This window comes from Spiribacter curvatus (genome assembly GCF_000485905.1).
GTDB lineage: Bacteria > Pseudomonadota > Gammaproteobacteria > Nitrococcales > Nitrococcaceae > Spiribacter > Spiribacter curvatus.
Map to the genome: position 1 here is coordinate 240991 of NC_022664.1, position 18135 is coordinate 259125.

At 64.1% G+C, this 18135-nt stretch carries 16 protein-coding genes and 1 tRNA gene; 11 read left to right on the forward strand and 6 right to left on the reverse strand.

Going from position 1 to position 18135, the window contains the following annotated elements; translation table 11 throughout:
• Positions 1 to 15 precede the first annotated feature (15 nt).
• The 5 genes from SPICUR_RS01185 (at position 16) to SPICUR_RS01205 (ending at position 3896) form a co-directional block, all read left to right on the forward strand.
• Positions 16 to 1278, forward strand: coding sequence for a M16 family metallopeptidase (locus SPICUR_RS01185; RefSeq protein ID WP_237220341.1), 1263 nt, complete (start codon positions 16 to 18; stop codon positions 1276 to 1278).
• 10 nt (positions 1279 to 1288) lie between these two features.
• Positions 1289 to 1846 carry a 16S rRNA (guanine(966)-N(2))-methyltransferase RsmD gene (gene rsmD, locus SPICUR_RS01190; RefSeq protein ID WP_041381555.1) on the forward strand — a complete coding sequence of 186 codons (558 nt, stop codon included), beginning with the start codon at positions 1289 to 1291 and terminating at the stop codon, positions 1844 to 1846.
• Between the two features lie 77 nt (positions 1847 to 1923).
• Positions 1924 to 2421, forward strand: a complete 498-nt coding sequence (gene coaD, locus SPICUR_RS01195) for a pantetheine-phosphate adenylyltransferase (RefSeq protein ID WP_023365213.1) — start codon at positions 1924 to 1926, stop codon at positions 2419 to 2421.
• A gap of 174 nt (positions 2422 to 2595) precedes the next feature.
• The gene (locus SPICUR_RS01200; RefSeq protein WP_023365215.1) at positions 2596 to 2871 is read left to right on the forward strand and encodes an RNA recognition motif domain-containing protein; all 276 of its coding nucleotides are present in this window, start codon (positions 2596 to 2598) and stop codon (positions 2869 to 2871) included.
• 116 nt (positions 2872 to 2987) lie between these two features.
• Positions 2988 to 3896, forward strand: a complete 909-nt coding sequence (locus tag SPICUR_RS01205; protein ID WP_023365217.1) for a hypothetical protein — start codon at positions 2988 to 2990, stop codon at positions 3894 to 3896.
• Here the strand turns inward: SPICUR_RS01205 and SPICUR_RS01210 are convergent.
• Entirely contained in the window at positions 3875 to 4675 is an 801-nt protein-coding gene (locus SPICUR_RS01210) for a class I SAM-dependent methyltransferase (RefSeq protein ID WP_077176291.1), read from the reverse strand. The two genes, SPICUR_RS01205 and SPICUR_RS01210, sit on opposite strands and share 22 nt — an antisense overlap.
• Before the next feature lie 29 nt (positions 4676 to 4704).
• Here SPICUR_RS01210 and phaC point away from each other — a divergent pair, with 29 nt between their 5' ends.
• The 5 genes from phaC to SPICUR_RS01235 are packed head-to-tail and all read left to right on the forward strand — an operon-like array spanning position 4705 to position 11203.
• Entirely contained in the window at positions 4705 to 6507 is a 1803-nt protein-coding gene (gene phaC, locus SPICUR_RS01215) for a class I poly(R)-hydroxyalkanoic acid synthase (RefSeq protein WP_023365221.1), read from the forward strand.
• Entirely contained in the window at positions 6497 to 6988 is a 492-nt protein-coding gene (purE, locus tag SPICUR_RS01220) for a 5-(carboxyamino)imidazole ribonucleotide mutase (RefSeq protein WP_023365223.1), read from the forward strand. Before phaC ends, purE begins: the two co-directional genes overlap by 11 nt.
• Positions 6985 to 8133, forward strand: coding sequence for a 5-(carboxyamino)imidazole ribonucleotide synthase (locus SPICUR_RS01225; RefSeq protein WP_023365225.1), 1149 nt, complete (start codon positions 6985 to 6987; stop codon positions 8131 to 8133). The genes purE and SPICUR_RS01225 overlap by 4 nt, the downstream gene beginning before the upstream one ends.
• A gap of 31 nt (positions 8134 to 8164) precedes the next feature.
• On the forward strand, positions 8165 to 9058 hold the full coding sequence (locus tag SPICUR_RS01230; RefSeq protein ID WP_023365227.1) for a recombination-associated protein RdgC: 894 nt from the start codon (positions 8165 to 8167) through the stop codon (positions 9056 to 9058).
• 60 nt (positions 9059 to 9118) lie between these two features.
• Positions 9119 to 11203: a diguanylate cyclase gene (locus SPICUR_RS01235; RefSeq protein ID WP_023365229.1), complete on the forward strand. Its 2085-nt coding sequence runs from the start codon at positions 9119 to 9121 to the stop codon at positions 11201 to 11203.
• Between the two features lie 216 nt (positions 11204 to 11419).
• On the opposite strand, the gene SPICUR_RS01240 is transcribed toward SPICUR_RS01235, so the two are convergent.
• Both SPICUR_RS01240 and SPICUR_RS01245 read right to left on the reverse strand, forming a co-directional pair.
• Positions 11420 to 12442 (reverse strand): histone deacetylase family protein, encoded by a 1023-nt coding sequence (locus tag SPICUR_RS01240; protein WP_023365231.1) that lies wholly within the window; start codon positions 12440 to 12442, stop codon positions 11420 to 11422.
• Positions 12443 to 12539: 97 nt separating this feature from the next.
• Positions 12540 to 12616 (reverse strand) — tRNA-Arg (locus SPICUR_RS01245).
• A gap of 106 nt (positions 12617 to 12722) precedes the next feature.
• Here SPICUR_RS01245 and SPICUR_RS01250 point away from each other — a divergent pair.
• The gene (locus tag SPICUR_RS01250) at positions 12723 to 13232 is read left to right on the forward strand and encodes a c-type cytochrome (protein ID WP_158499820.1); all 510 of its coding nucleotides are present in this window, start codon (positions 12723 to 12725) and stop codon (positions 13230 to 13232) included.
• Positions 13233 to 13260: 28 nt separating this feature from the next.
• Here the strand turns inward: SPICUR_RS01250 and SPICUR_RS01255 are convergent, their stop codons facing one another.
• The 3 genes from SPICUR_RS01255 to SPICUR_RS01265 are packed head-to-tail and all read right to left on the reverse strand — an operon-like array spanning position 13261 to position 18101.
• Positions 13261 to 15258, reverse strand: a complete 1998-nt coding sequence (locus SPICUR_RS01255; protein WP_023365235.1) for a monovalent cation:proton antiporter family protein — start codon at positions 15256 to 15258, stop codon at positions 13261 to 13263.
• A 21-nt stretch (positions 15259 to 15279) separates the two neighbouring features.
• A complete protein-coding gene (locus SPICUR_RS01260) occupies positions 15280 to 16542 on the reverse strand; it encodes a D-amino acid dehydrogenase (RefSeq protein WP_023365237.1) in 1263 nt (420 codons plus the stop codon).
• 29 nt (positions 16543 to 16571) lie between these two features.
• Complete coding sequence (locus SPICUR_RS01265) at positions 16572 to 18101, reverse strand: YifB family Mg chelatase-like AAA ATPase (RefSeq protein WP_023365239.1); 1530 nt, start codon at positions 18099 to 18101, stop codon at positions 16572 to 16574.
• Positions 18102 to 18135: the final 34 nt, after the last annotated feature.

Below are 18135 nucleotides of genomic sequence, written 5' to 3' on the forward strand. Positions count from 1 at the left end.
AGCGCAGGGGGCGCAATGCAAGCCGAGATTCAGGAGTGGAAGACCGACGCCGGGGCGGATGTACTGTTTGTCGAGCGGCATGAACTGCCGATCGTCGATATCCGCATGACCTTCGATGCCGGCAGCGCGCGGGATGGCGATCAAGCCGGTCTGGCTCGCATGACCAGCAACCTGCTGTTGGAGGGTACAGCGGAGCGCGCAGCGGGCGAGATCGCGCGCGGGTTCGAGCGCTATGGCGCCCGTGTCGGTACTGGCAGTGGCCGTGACACGGCAGAGGTCAGCGTCCGGGCACTGAGCGAAGCCGAGCGTCTCGATCCGGTGGTCGAGCGTCTGGCGGCGGCGGTTGCCGATGCCGATTTCCCCGCGGATGCCGTCGATCGGGTCCGTCGTCAGATGACGCTGGGTCTCCAGCAGGCGCAGTCCTCGGCGTCGGCACTGGCGGAAAAGGCGTTCATGCGGGGCATCTACGGGGACCACCCCTATGCCACGCCACCCGGGGGTACGCTGGAGTCAGTCGAGGAGCTGAGCCGAGCCGCCGTCATTGATTTCCATCGTCGTCACTACACGGCCACCAACGCCACGATCACCATTGTCGGCGATCTCACATCTGATCGCGCTGAGGCGATCGCCCGCTCGCTCAGTGCGGCACTGCCTGCTGGCGAGGCGCTGTCAAGCCTGCCGGAGGTTACGCCACCCGAGTCCGCGCGGACGATCCGGGTGCCGCTCGAGGCCGAACAGACCCATGTCATTGTCGGCCAGCCGTCGGTGCGCAAGGGTAGTGACGCCTATTATCCACTCCACCTCGGTAATCACATCCTCGGTGGCGGCGGGCTCACCTCAATCCTCGCCGAGCGCATGCGCGAAGAACGCGGCCTGTCATACAGCAGTTCCTCGCAGCTGACGTCCGGTGCCCGGCGCGGCCGGTTCCAGATGTCCACGCAGGTACGCAACGACGCCCTGGGCGAGGCGCTCTCGGTCATGCGCGACAGCCTCGATGAGATGCGCAATGAGGGTCCGTCAGCCCAGCGGCTGAGTGATTCCAAACGCAATATCACCGGCAGTTTCCCGCTCCAGCTCGACAGTAATCGCGATCTGCTTGGCTACATCGCCACAATCGGCTTCCATGATCTGTCGCGGGATTACCTCCAGCAGTTCGTCGACCGAATCGATGCGCTGGAGAGCGACGACGTGCAGTCGGCGATGCAGACAGGGATTGACCCGGCCCGCAATATCACCGTGCTGGTTGGTCCAGAGGCGACGATTAACGCAGTCGAGTGACGGGCGCTGCGTGAGTGGGGGGTTGCGGATCATCGGCGGCGACTGGCGGGGACGGCGACTGCGCGTCGGCTCGGCGCCGGGCCTGCGGCCCACCGCAGATCGTAACCGTGAGACGCTGTTCAACTGGCTGCAGACCGAGGTCGCTGGCGCCCGGGTGCTGGATCTATTCGCCGGGACCGGGGCGCTGGGGCTTGAGGCCCTCTCCCGCGGCGCCGCCGGAGCGACGTTTGTCGAGCGCTCACGGCCAGTGGCCCGCGCCCTGAGCGACCTGCTCGATCGCCTTGAGGCGGGCCATCGGGCACATGTCGTGGCCGGTGACGCCCGGTGGTATCTGCGTACCGAACCGGTGTCTTTCGACCTGGTATTCCTCGATCCGCCGTTCAGCAGCGATCTCCTCGCCGACAGCCTGAGCCGACTGCGGCAGGGCGGGTGGTTGGCGGCGGGTGCGCAGGTCTATATCGAGTCGCGGGACCGTGACCGCCCACCGCTGAGCGCCGCGGACTGGCAGTGCGAGCGTGAAAAAACGGCGGGCGACGTGTGGTTCGCGCTGCTTCGGGCCTCGCACTGAGGTCGGATCATCGCTCCGGGGGCTGGTATGTTCTGTCGACAGGCAATACGATGCCGCGCTCCAGTAGAGGAGGCGTTATGTCCGTCGTCGCGGTCTATCCCGGTACATTTGATCCACTCACGAACGGCCATAGCGATTTGGTCGAGCGCGCCTCGCGGTTCTTCGATCACCTGATCGTTGCCGTTGCCGGCAGTCCCAGTCCCAGTAAGCATCCCGCTTTCACGCTCGACGAGCGCGTCGAGCTTGCCCGTCATGTGCTCCAGCCCTATCGTCGGGTCGAGGTCATGGCCTTCGAGACATTGCTGGTTGATTTCGTCGAGGCGCAGGGCGCGCGCGTGATCCTGCGTGGACTGCGGGCCGTGTCGGACTTCGAGCATGAGTTCCAGCTCGCCAGCATGAATCGACAGCTGGTGCCCAAAGTGGAAACCGTTTTCCTGACACCCGCCGAGCAGTACGCCTATATCTCGTCCAGCCTGGTGCGTGAGGTCGCCGCCCTGGGTGGTGATGTCAGCCGCTTCGTCCATCCCAGTGTGCAGGAGGCACTCAACCGTCGCTACGAAGCCGGTCAGCACTGAATTTCCGATTGCGCGGCACGCACCCCTGCCGTATCGTCCATCTCAGGTGCACGGTCATTGATTTGACCAGCGCTTGGCAGCCCGATGGTCGGGCCGTCCAAAGGAAGGTGTCAGCCTTCTGTGATGTTTGACATGTCGGACTGATAAGCCGACATACCTTGATGAGACAGATAGATGAAATCGATTTACGTGGGCAACCTGCCCTTCTCCGCCTCCGAGGATGAAGTCCGTGACCTTTTCGCCAATTACGGTGAGGTCAAAGAGGTTCGGATGATCTCCGATCGGGAAACCGGTCGTCCTCGCGGCTTTGGCTTCGTGCGCATGGACCCTGCCGAGGCGGACTCCGCCATCGAGGCACTCAATGGCACGGACATGGGCGGACGCACGCTGCGCATCAACGAGGCGCAGGACCGTAAGCCCGGCGGTGGAGGCGGCCCGCGCCGCAACTGATCACCGCAGGCCTTAACTGCCAGGGCTCGATGCCGTTCGCGGCATCGGGCCCTTTTTTATGGTGATGATACGGTTGGCGGGATGACCGCCGCTATCCGGTCAGGTCACAATGAAGCATGGACTCAACAACCGCTGAGCGTCGTTACCGCGCCTTCCTCGCCGCTGCCCAGCTCCGCCACCCCTGGCAGTTCCGCTGTCCAGGCCAGTCTGATGAACACGATGGTGTGCAGGTTGATGTGCCGCCGGGCTGGTATGGCGTGCTTGAGTCGCTGTTCCAGGAGGTCGAGGCAGTCATGCCCGTCGCCGAGCGTGACGGCTTTCGCTGGCGCCGGCTCTGCGCGCGGCATGCGATGCTGGAGGTTGCCTTCGACGGTCTGCGCGATCCGGTCTCACCGCGGGTAGTGGAGGCCCGGGAGCGGGCAGCAGTGACCTGCGATGTCTGTGGCCATCCCGGCGCCCGTCGCGAGGTTGCCGGTCGCTATGCAGTGAACTGTCACCGCCATTTCATCCAACGGCTCCTGCGCTGTCATCCCGAGGGCGAGTCGGGGGCCCGTATCTGGTGGGACACTCCGCAACCGGCGCTTGGTGGGCGCAGCCCCGCGGCCTATATGGAAGCCGGGCCACCCTCGGAGGTCCTCATCGAGCAGGCACTGCGCCTGGCCATGCCGCCGGTGCCCTGGCTGGATGCATCGAATCGCCAGCGGCTGCAGGGGGCATGGCCGGTGCTCGACGAAGCGCTGGGTGAGCGGTTGCGTAGCCTGCGGGTGGCAGCGTTCGAGCCCCCTTCCGGTCGGGGCGGTACGCTGATCGCGATGATGGCCGGTCATGCTGATCCATCGGCCCAGGCCGCAGCGGTGACACGACTGGCCCGCAACGGCTTCAGTGATCTGCGACTCAGACTGGTGGGGCAGGCCGATCTGGCCTCTCCCGCGGTGGCGGCGGACCCCTGGGCGTGCATGCTCGCGCTCGAGGCCTCGGTCAGCGTTCCGCGAGCGCAGCCGGATCAATCCTTTCTGGTGCGATAGACATCGAAACGTGTGCTGCGACCGGGCAGATGATAGTCCGGCGTCTGGTCGTCGAGCGGTCGGGCATGGCGGTGGCGCTTGACGACCACTCGGTCCATGGCCGCGACGCGTGCTCGCTCCAGCAGCACCGACTCATCGGTTGCCGGCATCAACAGGGCCTGCAGCAGCGCCAGCTCCTTGCCCGCAGCGGCGCGGCGACGACCGCTGTACATTGGGTCGAGGTAGATCACCGCAGGCGATTCGTCCCCGACATCCTGCGCCAGCCATTCGGTGGCATCGGCATGACGACAGTCCATGCGCGCGGTGCGATCCGCCGCGCCCCCTGTCGTCGCCCGTTGCAGCCCATCGACCAGTAGCGCGTGCACGACCGCCGAGCGCTCCAGCAGTGTGACCGGTGCGCCGGCGGTGGCCAGCACGAAGGCATCCCGTCCCAGGCCGGCGGTGGCATCCACGATCCATGGCCGATGGCCTCGGCGGATGCCGCAGGCTCGGGCAATCGCTTCGCGGTGATGACCATGGTGGGCGGCGCGATAGCCTTGAGCGCCACTGATGAAGTCGGCGCGCATCGACATTGGCGGGCGGCCGGCCTGACACAGCGCCAGGCCACTGGCGTCCAGCCACAGATAGAGGCCTGTGGCGGGCGTAGTCTGACAGAGCTCAACGCCGAGCCGGCGAGCGAGCGCCTGCGCAGCGGCCGGGTCCGCGTCCGCGGCCGCCACCACCGGTGGGTGATAAGGCGTTTGTGGCGGTTTGTCGCAGTGCCGTATGATCAGACTCACCTTATTTGTTCCCGGAGCGGAGACTCGCCATGAGTGATCACAAGGATACCGAAACCGGCCAGGTCGACCCCAACGAGCTTTCCCGCTCGCTGGCGGAGGTCGCCGGCCGAAGCCAGCATCTCGTCAAGGACTTTCTGACCCGTCAGGAGTTCGGCCAGCAGATATCCATGGACGATGCACTGCACATGAGCAAGTTGTTCCAGGATCTCTACACCCGCCTGATGGCCGATCCAGTCCAGCTCATGCAGTCGCAGATGGCATTCTGGCAGGACTACATGGCGCTGGTGCAGAACCAGTCCATGCGCATGATGGGCGTCGACAGTGAACCGGTCCGCGAGCCGGCGAAGGGGGACAAGCGCTTCGACCATGACGCCTGGGACGACTACCCGTTCTTCGACTTCATCAAGCAGACGTATCTGCTGACTGCGGACTATCTGAACCATTCCGTGGATACGGTCGAAGGCCTGGATGAAAAGACCCAGCGCAAGATCGACTTCCATACCCGCCAGTTCATCAGCGCTGCTTCGCCGTCCAACTTCCTCGCCACCAACCCGGAGGTGCTTGAGCGCACCGTCGAGACACGGGGGCAGAACCTCGTCGACGGGCTCAATAACCTGCTCGAGGACCTCGAGCGCGGCAAGGGCAAGCTGAAAATCCGTCAGACCGACCCCGACGCGTTTGAGGTCGGCCGTGATCTGGCGATCACACCCGGCAAGGTGATCTATGAAAACGAGCTCATGCAGCTCATCCAGTATGCGCCGGCCACCGAGGAAGTGGCGCGGCGGCCGCTGCTCTTCGTGCCGCCGTGGATCAACAAGTACTACATCCTCGACCTGCGCGAGAAGAACTCGTTGGTGAAGTGGCTGGTGGATCAGGGCTATACGGTGTTCGTCATCTCCTGGCGGAACCCTGATGAAGCGCTCGCCGGTAAGGAGTTCGAGGACTACATGAAGCAGGGGCCGCTGGCCGCACTGGATGCGGTTGAGCAGGCCGTTGGCGAGCGTGATGTCAACATCATTGGTTATTGCCTGGGCGGGACGCTGCTCGCCTCGACGCTGGCATGGATGGCGAGCCGCGGAGAGGGCGGCGTCCACAGTGCGACTTTCCTGACCACGCTGATTGACTTCGAGAGCCCCGGCGAGCTCGGGGTGTTCATCGACGAGGAGCAGCTCGACTCGCTCGAAAAGCAGATGAACGAGCGCGGTTACCTCGCCGGCAGCCAGATGGCTTCGACCATGTCGAGCCTGCGCTCGAATGACCTGGTCTGGTCGTTTTTCGTCAACAACTACCTCAAGGGCGAGGATCCGTTCCCGTTTGATCTCCTTTACTGGAACCAGGACTCCACCAACATGCCGGCGCGCATGCATGCCTTCTACCTGCGCAAGATGTACCTGGAAAACAAGCTCCGCGAGCCCGGCGGGATCACGCTTGATGGCATTCCCATCGATCTCGGCAAGGTCGAGGTGCCGTCCTACTTCGTTTCCGCAAAGGAAGACCACATCGCGCCCTGGCATGCCTGTTACAGCGGTTCACGGCTGCTGGGTGGCCAGACACGGTTCGTGCTGGGTGGCTCGGGACATATCGCCGGCGTCATCAATCCGCCGGAAAAGCAGAAGTATGGATACTGGCTGAATGGCCGTAATCCCAAGGATCCGGAAGCCTGGTTCAATAACGCCAAGCACCACGAAGGCTCCTGGTGGCTGGACTGGGTCAAGTGGCTGGGGCCGAAGCGCGGCGGTGAGGTGCCGGCACGGACTCCGGGCGACGGCAAGCTCAAGCCGATCGAGGATGCACCGGGCCGGTACGTCAAGGAGTCGGGCGATGGTGGATGATGCCCCACGGATCGGCATCATCATGGGCAGTCGATCCGACTGGGAAACCATGGCCCATGCCGATAACCTGCTCAAGGAATTCGGTGTGGCGCATGAAAGCCGGATCGTCTCCGCCCATCGCACACCGGCACGGATGAACGAGTACGCCGACACAGCGCGTCAGCGTGGTCTGCGCGCCATCATCGCCGGCGCGGGCGGGGCGGCCCATCTACCGGGTATGGTCGCCGCGCAGACAACGGTGCCGGTGCTGGGTGTGCCGGTGCAGAGCCGGGCACTGAAGGGCATCGACTCGCTGCTGTCCATCGCTCAGATGCCGGGTGGCGTACCGGTGGCGACCTTCGCCATCGGTGAATCCGGGGCCCGCAACGCGGCGCTGTTCGCGGTCGCTATGCTGGCTGCGGATGATGCCGATCTGGCCGATCGGCTCGATGCCTATCGTGAGGCGCAGGCCCGCCGGGCCATTGAGGATGAACTGCCTTGAGTCACCCGATCCTGCCTGGCGCGACCGTTGGTATTCTCGGAAGCGGCCAGCTGGGGCGCATGCTGGCCCAATCGGCCCGCCGCATGGGATATCGCGTCCACACGCTGTCACCGGGTGCTGATTCGCCAACCGGCCAGATCGCCGATCGTGAGGTGATCGCCGCCTATGATGATCAAGCGGCCATCGCGCGATTCGCCCGCGATGTCGATGTGGTGACCTTCGAGTTTGAGAATATCGCCGCTGAGTCAGCGGCGGTGGCGGCGCGATACGTGCCGGTACGCCCGCGCGGGGATGTCCTGCACATTACCCAGAACCGGCACCGCGAAAAGCATGCGCTGACCGCAGCCGGGCTGCCCACCGCGCGCTATGAAGCGGTGGCGTCGCTGGAACAGCTGCATGATGCGATCGGCCGGCTTGGCACGCCCTGCATCCTCAAGACCGCCGGCTTTGGGTACGACGGTAAGGGACAGGTCCGGATCACCGCCGAGACCGACCCGGCGGCGGCGTGGCGGATGATCGGCGCCGGGGCGGCGATCGTCGAAGCGATGGTTGATTTCGAGGCCGAGCTCTCAGTGGTCGCTGCTCGCGGTGTCGACGGCGCGCAGGTCGATTTCGGCGTGACCGAAAATCGTCATGTCGACCACATCCTGGATATATCCGTGGCGGATATGCCGCTCGATCCGGCACAGACCGCCAGGGCCCACGAGATCGCAGGGACGGTCATGCGCGAGTTCGATGTGGTCGGAGTGCTCTGTATCGAGATGTTCCTGACCCGCGATGGTGATCTGCTTGTCAACGAGCTCGCTCCCCGTCCCCATAATTCCGGGCATCTGACCATCGAGGCCTGTGCCAGCAGCCAGTTCGATCAGCAGTTGCGGGCCGTCTGTGGGTTGCCGCTGGGTGAGACGGCTCGCCGTGTCCCCACGGCGATGGCCAACCTGCTCGGTGATCACTGGGAGAGCGGTGAGCCTGACTGGGCGGCGGCGCTGGCGGATCCGGCGGTCAACCTGCACCTCTATGGCAAGGCTGAACCCCGACCGGGTCGGAAAATGGGTCACCTGACCGCTTCCGCCCCGTCCCGCGACGAGGCCGTCCGACGCGTGACGCAAGCCCGCTCGGCACTGCTTCGCACCCGAAACACCTGATCACCCTCCAGCACGGAAAAGACACCCAACAATGTGGTTTCGAAATCTCTGCGTCTATCAGATAGCCGACGCCTTCACGATCGACGCCGAACACCTTGAAAGCCGGCTCAGCGCCGGCCAGTTCCAGCCCGTCGGCCCTCACGACCCCGAGACCCGGGGCTGGGTGCCGCCGCTGGAGAATGGCGGAGAGACGCTGGTGCACGCCGCAGGGCAGCGGCTGATGGTCTGTCTGCAGACCGAGACACGGGTGCTGCCACCGGCGGTCATCCGCGAGAACGTCGAATCCCGGGTGGCCGAGCGCGAGGATGCGATGGCCAGGCCGCTGGGCCGGCGGGAAAAGGCACGGATCAAAGAGGAGGTCACCATTGATCTGCTGCCACGGGCGTTTACCCGTAGCAAGCGATCCTATGCCTATCTGGATCTGACCGGCCGCTGGCTGATCGTAGATGCCGCGACCTGGCGCGAGGCTGAGTTGCTGACCGATGACCTCCGGGCAATGCTGGGGAGTCTGCCCATCCGGCCGCTGCAGACCGAGAGTGCGCCGCACCAGGTGATGACCGACTGGTTGGCCCACGATCAGTTTCCCTCGGACCTTGAGCCGGGCGAGGAGGCCGTTTTCGAGGATCCGCGCAGTGAGGGGGCCGAGATCCGCTGCAAACGTCAGGATCTGCGCAGTGCCGAGATCCGTGGGCATATCAAGGCTGGCAAACGGGTCCGTCGGTTGGCATTGACCTGGGATGACCGTGTCAATGCTGTGCTCGATTCGGATCTATCGATCAAGCGCCTGAAATTCACCGATGGCGTGCAGAATGATGTCGACGATCGGGAGGCGGAGTCGTCGCAGGAGCGCTTCGATGCCGATTTCGTGATCATGGCGGAGGAACTGGCGCGGTTCCTGCCGCGAATGGTCGCCTGGTTCGACTAAAAAGGTGCCCGCCATTGCGGGCACCGCTTAGCGGATGATCACGAGGGGGGGGACGGACTCTTGCTGGATATCCGAACGCTGATTGTGATCATCGGATTGATTGCGGCGTTGATTGCCGTGGTCTTCACTGTGACTTGGCGTCGGCCCGAAGTGGGAGGTCCAGCTGGTCACTGGGCAGCCGGTTTCGGCCTCGCCGCAGTGGGTACCCTGGGTACAGCGCTGCGCGGGGTGGCGCCCGATGCGCTCTCCATTGTCGCGGCCGCCCTGCTCATCCAGCTGTATATTCTACTCGTCGTGCGTGGCCTGTGCCGCTACACGGGGCACCGCTTTCCCGATCGCTTGGCCTTTTCCGTACTGGCTGTCTTTACCCTGGCACATGCCTACTGGGGGCTGATCGATCCCTCCATGACAGCCCGCATCGTGAATTTTTTCATCGTTTTCAGTCTTTTCCATCTGGCGGGCGCGGCGCATCTTTGGTGGCGGTTCCCGAGGCGCATGCGCACGGTGGGGCGATTGACCGCGGCTGTGTTTCTACTGCTGGCGGTGGTGTATCTCGGTCATGCCGCTTCTGCCGTCATTGTGGGCGTGAGCGGGACAGCTCTGACTGACCCGGACCCGCTCAGAGCACTGGCGGTGGTCGTGAGCATACTCGGCTGCATCGTTGTGGCGATGACTATGCTGTGGATGGTCGCCGCCAACTGGTACATCCGAAGTCAAGAAGCTGTTCGCGACCGGCTGGATGCGGAGCGTCGGTTTCGGGGCATCTTCGAGCACTCCGCCAGCGGCATCGCGCTGGCCGATGCCTCGGGGCGGTTGATGGCGGTCAATAATGCCTTTGCGGAGTTGGTCGGGCTTTCGCGGGCGTCGCTGGCGGGGCTGCCCTTCGATGATCTGGACGACCCGGGGGATGCATCCGGGGATATGGAGACCATCCGTCGCATTCTATCGGACGAAGCTGACTATTATCGGACAGAAAAACGCTATCGCCGGCCTGATGGCCAAGCAATCTGGGCTGACGTCACCACCTCGGCGGTGCGTGGCGATGACGACCTACCGACCAGCTACATCACGGTTGCGGTGGATTTACAGGAGAAGAAGGCGGCAGAGGCCGAGCTTTACCGGCGAGCTGAAGGGGAAGCGATGGTCCAGGCCATCTCCACCGCTCTCCTCGCCGCACCCTACGATCAGATTGATGAGACCATTAAGGACGCCCTGGCCCGGATCGGACAGGCAGCGATGGCCGATCGTAGCTATATTTTTCAATGGGTCGATGACGACCGGAGGATGAGTAATACCCATGACTGGAATGCGGAGGGAGTGGCCCCGCAGATCAGGGATCTGGGGGATCTTCCGGCATCAGATTTCGACTGGCTGCGGCGGCACCTCCGCGAGCGGTCGGTTCCAATGATCCAGTCGGTCGCCGAGGTGGCGAATCCCGGGCTATGGGCGCTTTTTAAACAGCGTGAAATTCGCTCTTTGCTGCTGATACCCATGGTTCGCGATGAGGGACCCATCGGTTTTCTGGGGCTGGATGTGGTGAATGGAGACCGTTCATGGACGGACTCGGAGCAGCATCTGCTACGCATTGCCGCCGACACACTGGCAGGCGCTCTGGCGCGCCAACGCCTCGAACACGAGCTTCGCTATCAAGCCCATCACGATCCGCTCACCGGTCTGCTCAACCGCCGGCCCTTCGAGGAAGCACTGTCACAGGAGATCCATCGGTTACAGCGCTATGGTGCACCCGTGGCCCTGATCATGTTCGATATCGACCACTTTAAGGCGGTCAACGACACCTACGGTCATGACGCCGGCGATCGAACCCTGGCGGAACTGGCCAAGGGGATAAGCGATCAGCTACGCGCCGGAGACCTGCTGGCCCGCTGGGGTGGCGAGGAATTCATGATCCTCCTCCCCGAAACGGACGCAGCAGGTGCGCGCCAGGTGGCAGATAGTCTCCGGCGCCAGGTCGCGGAACATGCCTTCTCCGCAGTGGGAGGCTTGACTATCAGTCTGGGCGTGGCCCAGTGCCGTAGTCATGAGACGCTCGAGGACGTTACCCAGCGGGTGGACGAGGCGCTATATGCTGCCAAGCGATGTGGGCGCGACCGAGTGATGGGCGACGGCGAGGCACGGTCTCGCTGAGGCTAGAAGCCCCACTGGGTATTTCGGGTGCCCTTATTTTGGACAAAAAAAAGCCGACGATGTCGCCGGCCAAGAGGAGGAGAGTCGGTTCAGGGAACTCGCCCTGACAACGATTCTTATCCTAGTCGCTGGATGGCTCCGCCGGAAGAGCCCCATCGGATGACCACTTGTGACGCCGGCGCACAAATGCTCGGGAACTGCTTAACGACTGGACTGTCAGCAACCTGATTCAAAGCCCGCCATCAGCGATGCCGTATTGGCGGTCAGGCTTTCATAGTGATAACCGCCCTCCTGGATGGCAACGGTGGGTAACCCAAGCCCGGCGACGCGTTCGCCCAGCGTCTGGATGTCACTCGACTGCACCCCGATTTTCGCCTGTGGATCCTCGTGGTAGATGTCGAAGCCGTTGGAGAACACCAGAGCGTCCGGCGCAAACAGCCGGATCGCGGTCAATGCCTCGTCGAGCCGCCCGAAGAAGGCCGTGGCATCCGAGCCGTGGGGCAGGGGTAGATTGATGTTGTAGCCATAGCCGTCACCATCGCCGCGTTCATCCTCGAAGCCTGTGACCACCGGATAGAAGTTGGTGGGATCGCCATGGATAGAGATATAGAGGACGTCCGCGCGGTCGTAGAAGATCTCCTGAATGCCCTGTCCGTGATGGACGTCGGTATCCAGAACGGCGACTCGCGGGAAGTGGCCGCGTAAAGCCTCGGCCGCGATGGCCGCATTGTTGAGATAGCAGAACCCGCCGGCCGCGTCGACGCGCGCATGATGACCCGGTGGACGGCAGAGTGCGAACGCCATGGCCTCGCCGGCGATCACGTCGCTGGCAGCGCAGAGTGCGCCCTGAGCCGACCAATATGCCGCCTCCCAGGTATGTTCGCCCACCGGGCAACTGCCGTCCGCGAGATAACGCGCCGCCTCGGCCAGAATACCCCGGAGTGGATTGGGTGAGCGCACGAACACGTTTGACAGAACCTCGTCACCCCAATCCTCGGGCATGCCGGTCCAGCGCCGATGACAGGACTCAAGGAAGCGAAGATAACCGAGATCGTGGACGCGGTTGATCGGCTGGATGCCATGATCATTCACCGTCTCGATCGACGCCCCGGCACCCTCGAGGCCAGCGAGGATATGCCCGGTCCGCTCCGGGATCTCCTGCGGCGCACGCATCTGGCCGCGGGTGAAGTAGGTTTTCGGGTGATGGCGATCCTGACGGTGATCGAAATAGGCTTTCACGGCGGCTGCTCCTACCTTTCGGTTGCTGTATCAGTCATACAGCGAGGATAGCAGTGTGGTACGGGAGCCGGTAATGCTCGGTGGAGCGCTCGAGGGATGGTGCGCCCGGCAGGACTCGAACCTGCGACCTTCGGCTTCGGAGGCCGACGCTCTATCCAGCTGAGCTACAGGCGCAATAGTGACATTGTAGCGTCCGCGGCCGCTTCGGCATAGCCCCGGTTTGCCGTGTCGGGCAATGCCGCTATACTTTGTCGTAGCCCTGAAGATTGAGGATTACCAAGTGAGCGCCGAGCAGGATAGTGCCTTCATCCGTAATTTCGCCCTGGTCATTGCCACGCTGCTGGGCGTTACGGTTCTGCTCATTGTGATCGCGAACTCGTTGTTCGGTGATGACGACCCTGCCCGTGAGGCATTGGCGCAGGAGCGCGCCACAGAGAACATGTCGCCTTCGTTCGCGGTCAGGCTCAGCGGCGAGCCCGCACCAGCCATTGCCTCGGCCGAGGAGTCCGAAGAGTCGGGCGGCGTTACAGAAGTGCGCAGTGGCGAACAGGTGACGCAGGCGGTGTGCATCGCCTGTCATCAGGGCGATTTCCTCAATGCACCGGCCGTCGGCGATGCCGGCGCCTGGGGTGATCGGGTCAGCAAGGGGTGGGAAACCCTGATCGGCAATGTGGCCAATGGCTACGGCAACATGCCAGCTCAGGGCGGGGCAGCCTCCGAGGAGGAAATCCGCGCCGCGATTGAATGGATGGTGGAATCCGAGACCGGGCTGGAAGTCCCCGAGTCCTGATTCCGGCCATCGATCTGGCCAGCCGCCATTACGAGTTGGAGACAGCCACCGCCTCGCCGCCAAGGAGGATGTGCTCGGCGTGCTCCAGCGCCTCGGGCGTTCCGTAGACCACCAGTACGTCACCCTCACGCAGAATGGTGTTGGGTGATGGTTGTGGGCCACGGATCCCGCCGCGGCGCACCGCATTGACCGTTACCCCGATCGATTCAGGGTGGAGATCGCTCAGTTGACGGCCAACCGCACTTGCATTGCCGCTGAGCGTAATGGCGTGGAGCTGCTCGCGGAAACGTCCGACCTTTTCCAGATCCACGCGCTCGGCGCCGTGGAAATACCCCTTCAGCAGCCGATAGCGGTCGCCCCGCACATCCCGGACACGCCGGAAGACCCTTGCCAGGGGGACCTCCAGTAGCGCCAGGACATGTGAAGAAAGCATCAGGCTCGCCTCCAGGATTTCCGGCACCACGACGGTGGCCCCAGCCTTTTCGAAACGGTCGATCCATCGATCATCGCGCGTCCGCACGATGATCGGGATATCCGGCCGCTCCGAGCGGGTGTGCTCAAGCACCTTGAGGCTGCTAGCCGGGTTGTCGAAGCTCAGCACGATCATCCGTGCCCGGCCGAGTCCGGCCGCATGGAGGATCTCGCGCCGCTCCGAGTCGCCGTAGCTGACCGGATCGCCGGCGTTACGCGCCTCCTCTACCCGTTTTGGATCGAGGTCCAGGGCGACGAACGGGAGTCCCTCCTGATCGAGGAAGCGGCCGATGTTCTGACCGGTCCGCCCATAGCCACACAGGATGACGTGATTGGACAGAGGTTCCGCGACCCGTGAGACCTCCGAGTCCATTTCGGATGGATCTGCATCGTTGGCGGCAGGCCGCAGCACCGCCTGTACCAGCCGGTCGTTGTAACGGATCAGCAACGGTGCCGCGACCATGCTGATAACGATGGCGGCCAGCACCAGCTGGCTCATGGCCGATGTCATCAGACCGGCACTGATCGCCAGGGCAATCAGCGCGAAACCGAACTCACCACCGTTGGCGAGGATCAGGGCTGTTCGGCCTGAATCCAGAGGCCCATCGACGCTGCGGGCAATGGCATAGACCAGTAGGAGCTTCACGGCCATCATGCCGAGCCCGATCAACAGCACCCAGTGTATGCCACTCATGAGGACCGGGACGTTGATCACCATGCCAACGGTGATGAAGAAAAACCCCAGCAGCACATCACGGAATGGCCGGATATCGGCGTCAATCTGATAGCGGTATTCGGTCTCGCCCAGCATGATGCCGGCGAGGAAGGCGCCAAGGGCGAGGGACAGGCCGGCCAGGTGGGTCACCCAAGCTGCCGCGACGGCGATCAGCAGGACCGTCAGGGTGAAAAGCTCGTTGGAGCGCGCCCGGGCGACTTCGTGGAAGATCGGCCGCAGCGCCTTGCGCCCGATCCAGACCATCGCTCCGAATACCGCAACGCCCTTGACCAGTGAGAGCCCCATCTCGACGGGCAGGGAATGATCACTGTTGCCGGCGAGAATCGGGATCGCGATCAGCAGCGGGACAACGGCCAGATCCTGGAACAGCAGCACGCCAATGGCTCGCCGGCCATGCCGGGTGTGGATCTCGACCTGCTCGGTCAACTGCTTGGTCACGATCGCGGTGGAGGACAGGGCCAGGGCACCGCCCAGCACCAGCGCGATTTCCGGTGAACCGGTCATCCACCAGGCGATCCCGCCGAACAGCACCAGGCAAACCAGTACCTGGCTGGCACCCAGTACGCCCACGGCCCAGCGCATGGCATGCAGCTGGGGGAACGAGAACTCCAGACCAATCGTGAACAGCAGAAAGACCACGCCGAACTCGGCGATCAGATGTGTGCTCTCGGTCTCCGGGACGAGGCCCAGCGCCGATGGACCGAGCGCTATGCCCACCGCCAGATAGGCGATGATCGGTGGCAGCGACAGGCGTCGGAAAAGTGCGACGGCCGCCACCGAGGTCGCCAATAGCAGGATGATGCTTTGCAGGCCGTCCATGCGTTCTGATTGATTCCCGGGCTAGCGATAGCGATTGAGGGTCAGACCGGCGAGATCGATCGCCGGCGTCCGTCCATCGATCATATCAGCAACGACCCGGCCGGCGCCGGCTGCGAATGTCCAGCCCAGGTGGCCGGCGCCGGTATTCAGATAAAGCCCGCTGACACCGCTCTCGCCGAGGATCGGGGGACCGTCGATGGTCATCGGCCGCAGACAGGCCCATTGCTCAGCGGCGCTGGCATCGATCTGAGCCGTCAGGGCCGGGAAGTTCGCCAGTCCCTGTTCAAGGACGGTGCGTACACGCTGTGGTCGGATGGTCCTGTCATAACCGGTGAACTCCGCCGTACCCGCGATGCGCAGTTGGTCACCCAGGCGCGTGATAACGATCTTGCGGCCATCATCGATGATTGGCATCGCCGGTGCTGCCTCGATGCCTCCCACCGGCAGCGTCGCGGAGTAGCCTTTGACCGGTCGGATCGGCAGACGGACGCCGACCTGACGGGCCAGACGCGGTGCCTCCGCGCCCGTCGCCAGTACGAAGGCATCGGCGTCGATGGTGCCGTGATCGGTCTCGATGGTCTGCAACCGACCTGCCTCGACCCGAAGATCTCGAACGGACTCTCCCAGCCGGAGCGTCAGCCCCCTTTCGACAGCCGCCTCGCCGAGGCGCTGGCAGAAAATCCGGGCATCGCCACTGGCATCGTCCGGATAGAAAAAACCGCCTGCGAGATCGCCCTCAATGTCGGCGAGCGCAGGCTCATAGTCGCTGACGGCGGCCGGTGACAGTGCCTCGTGACGTACTCCGGCATCCGCCATCAAGGCGCTGCTGGTGTGCGCGGTCTGCATTTCCGCCTCGCTGCGGAAAATCTTCAGGATACCGGCATGTTGCTGGGTGTAGTCGATCGCCACGCGGTCTTCAAGCTCGCGCATGAGTCTGAGGCTATACACCGCGAGGCGCGCATTCACCGCTGTGTTGCGGGCATGGTGGTGCGCCCGGCTGTAACGCAGAAAGCCCACGCCCCAGCCAACGAGGCTGGGGATTGCCGTGGGCCGTAACAGCAGCGGAGAGTTCTCGCGGCCGATCCAGCGCAGCAATTGGCCGAGTGCCTGGGGGGTATTCCAGGGTTCGGTATGGCTGGCGTGGAGCATAGCGCCATTGGCGTGGCTGGCTTCCGAGGCAAGTTCAGGCGCACGGTCCACCAGCGTGACGGAATGACCGCTGTCGAGCAGATACCAGGCGGTCGTTATGCCCACCAGGCCGCCGCCAATCACGGTGATATGCACAGAACCTCCTTCAACGCATCGCCACCAGTCTAACCTGCTGCAGGGCGGAACGGTCTCCGCGGGGGGTCAGATCGGACCCGCTCCCGATAAGACAACGCCTCGGCGACATGGTGTTCCCGGATCGCCGTGGTGCCCTCCAGATCGGCGATGGTCCGGGCAATCCGCCAGCATCGATGCCATCCGCGCGCGGACATCGCGAAACGCTCTGTCGCCTGTTTCATCAGGGCCTGGCCAGCCGGGTCCAGACCGGCATCGCGACGCATGACGTTGACCGGGAGATGGGTAGCGGCGAGACCGTCACGATCGATCTGTCGGGCGCGTGCGGCCTCGACCCGGGCCGCTACCGTGACCGTTGGCTCGCCCTCTCGGGCCTGGTCGAGTTCGGTGGCGGTCAGCCGTGGGACGTTGATCTGCAGGTCGATGCGATCGAGGAGTGGTCCGCTGATGCGGTTGCCGTACTGGCGGATCTGGCCGGGTGTGCAGCGGCAATCGTGGTCGGACTCGCCGTGATGGCCGCAGGGGCAGGGGTTCATGGCCGCAACGAGCTGGAAACGCGCAGGAAAGCGGATCTGGGCCCTGGCGCGGGAGATACTGATCTCCGCGGTCTCCAGCGGTTCTCGCAGGGCCTCCAGCGCCTCGCGCGGGAACTCGGGGAGCTCATCGAGGAACAGGACGCCGTGGTGGGCCAGTGATATCTCGCCGGGCCGCGGACGGGCGCCGCCGCCTGTCAGTGCCCGAGGCGAGGCGCTGTGATGTGGGCTTCGGAACGGCCGCTGACGCCAGTCGCGGGGATCGAACTGCCCCTTGGCAATGGAGTGCAGTGATGCTGATTCCATGGCCTCGGTATCGTTCATCGCCGGCAGCAGCCCCGGCAATCGGGCGGCCATCAGGCTCTTGCCGCTGCCCGGTGGTCCCGATAACAGCAGACTGTGCCCACCGGCTGCCGCGATTTCCAGGGCGCGCCGGGCGTGGGACTGACCGATGACATCACTCAGATCGAGTGGCTGAGGCGGATTGACAGGCGTATCCGGTTGGGCCGCCGGCAGGAAGGAGGTAGCGGTGAGATGGCGGCACACGTCGAGCAGATGATCGGCACCATATACCTCACCGCCGGCCAGTGCCGCCTCGGCGCCATTGGCGTTCGCGACGACCAGCGATTCCCCCGCCGCCGCGCAGCGCAACGCCACCGGCAGCGTGCCGTTGACCGGTCGGAGACTGCCGGACAGGGCGAGTTCGGCGCAGACCACGGTATTGTCGAGCCGCTCACGGGGCAGTTGGCCGGATGCCACGAGTATGCCCAGTGCGATCGCCAGATCGAAGCGGGCACCGTCCTTGGGCAGATCGGCGGGGGCGAGGCTGACGGTGATGCGCCGGCGGGGAAACTCGAAACCGCTGGTGGTCAGCGCCCCACGGACGCGGTCCCGCGCCTCGCGCACGGCCGTGTTGGGTAGCCCGACAATGGATAGCGAGGGTAGGCCACCACCGAGATGGACTTCGACATCCACGCGCGGTGCGTCAATCCCGACGGCGGCGCGGGCCTGAATGAGTGCCAGTGACATGGCAACGCACCTCCCTGTGCGAAGCGAATGGTCG

Coding starts and splice junctions, on each gene's coding strand:
- SPICUR_RS01185 (WP_237220341.1), top strand. CDS start 16: ATGCAAGCCGAGATTCAGGAGTGGAAGACCGACGCCGGGGCGGATGTA.
- coaD (WP_023365213.1), top strand. CDS start 1,924: ATGTCCGTCGTCGCGGTCTATCCCGGTACATTTGATCCACTCACGAAC.
- SPICUR_RS01200 (WP_023365215.1), top strand. CDS start 2,596: ATGAAATCGATTTACGTGGGCAACCTGCCCTTCTCCGCCTCCGAGGAT.
- SPICUR_RS01205 (WP_023365217.1), top strand. CDS start 2,988: ATGGACTCAACAACCGCTGAGCGTCGTTACCGCGCCTTCCTCGCCGCT.
- phaC (WP_023365221.1), top strand. CDS start 4,705: ATGAGTGATCACAAGGATACCGAAACCGGCCAGGTCGACCCCAACGAG.
- purE (WP_023365223.1), top strand. CDS start 6,497: ATGGTGGATGATGCCCCACGGATCGGCATCATCATGGGCAGTCGATCC.
- SPICUR_RS01230 (WP_023365227.1), top strand. CDS start 8,165: ATGTGGTTTCGAAATCTCTGCGTCTATCAGATAGCCGACGCCTTCACG.
- SPICUR_RS01255 (WP_023365235.1), bottom strand. CDS start 15,258: ATGGACGGCCTGCAAAGCATCATCCTGCTATTGGCGACCTCGGTGGCG.
- SPICUR_RS01265 (WP_023365239.1), bottom strand. CDS start 18,101: ATGTCACTGGCACTCATTCAGGCCCGCGCCGCCGTCGGGATTGACGCA.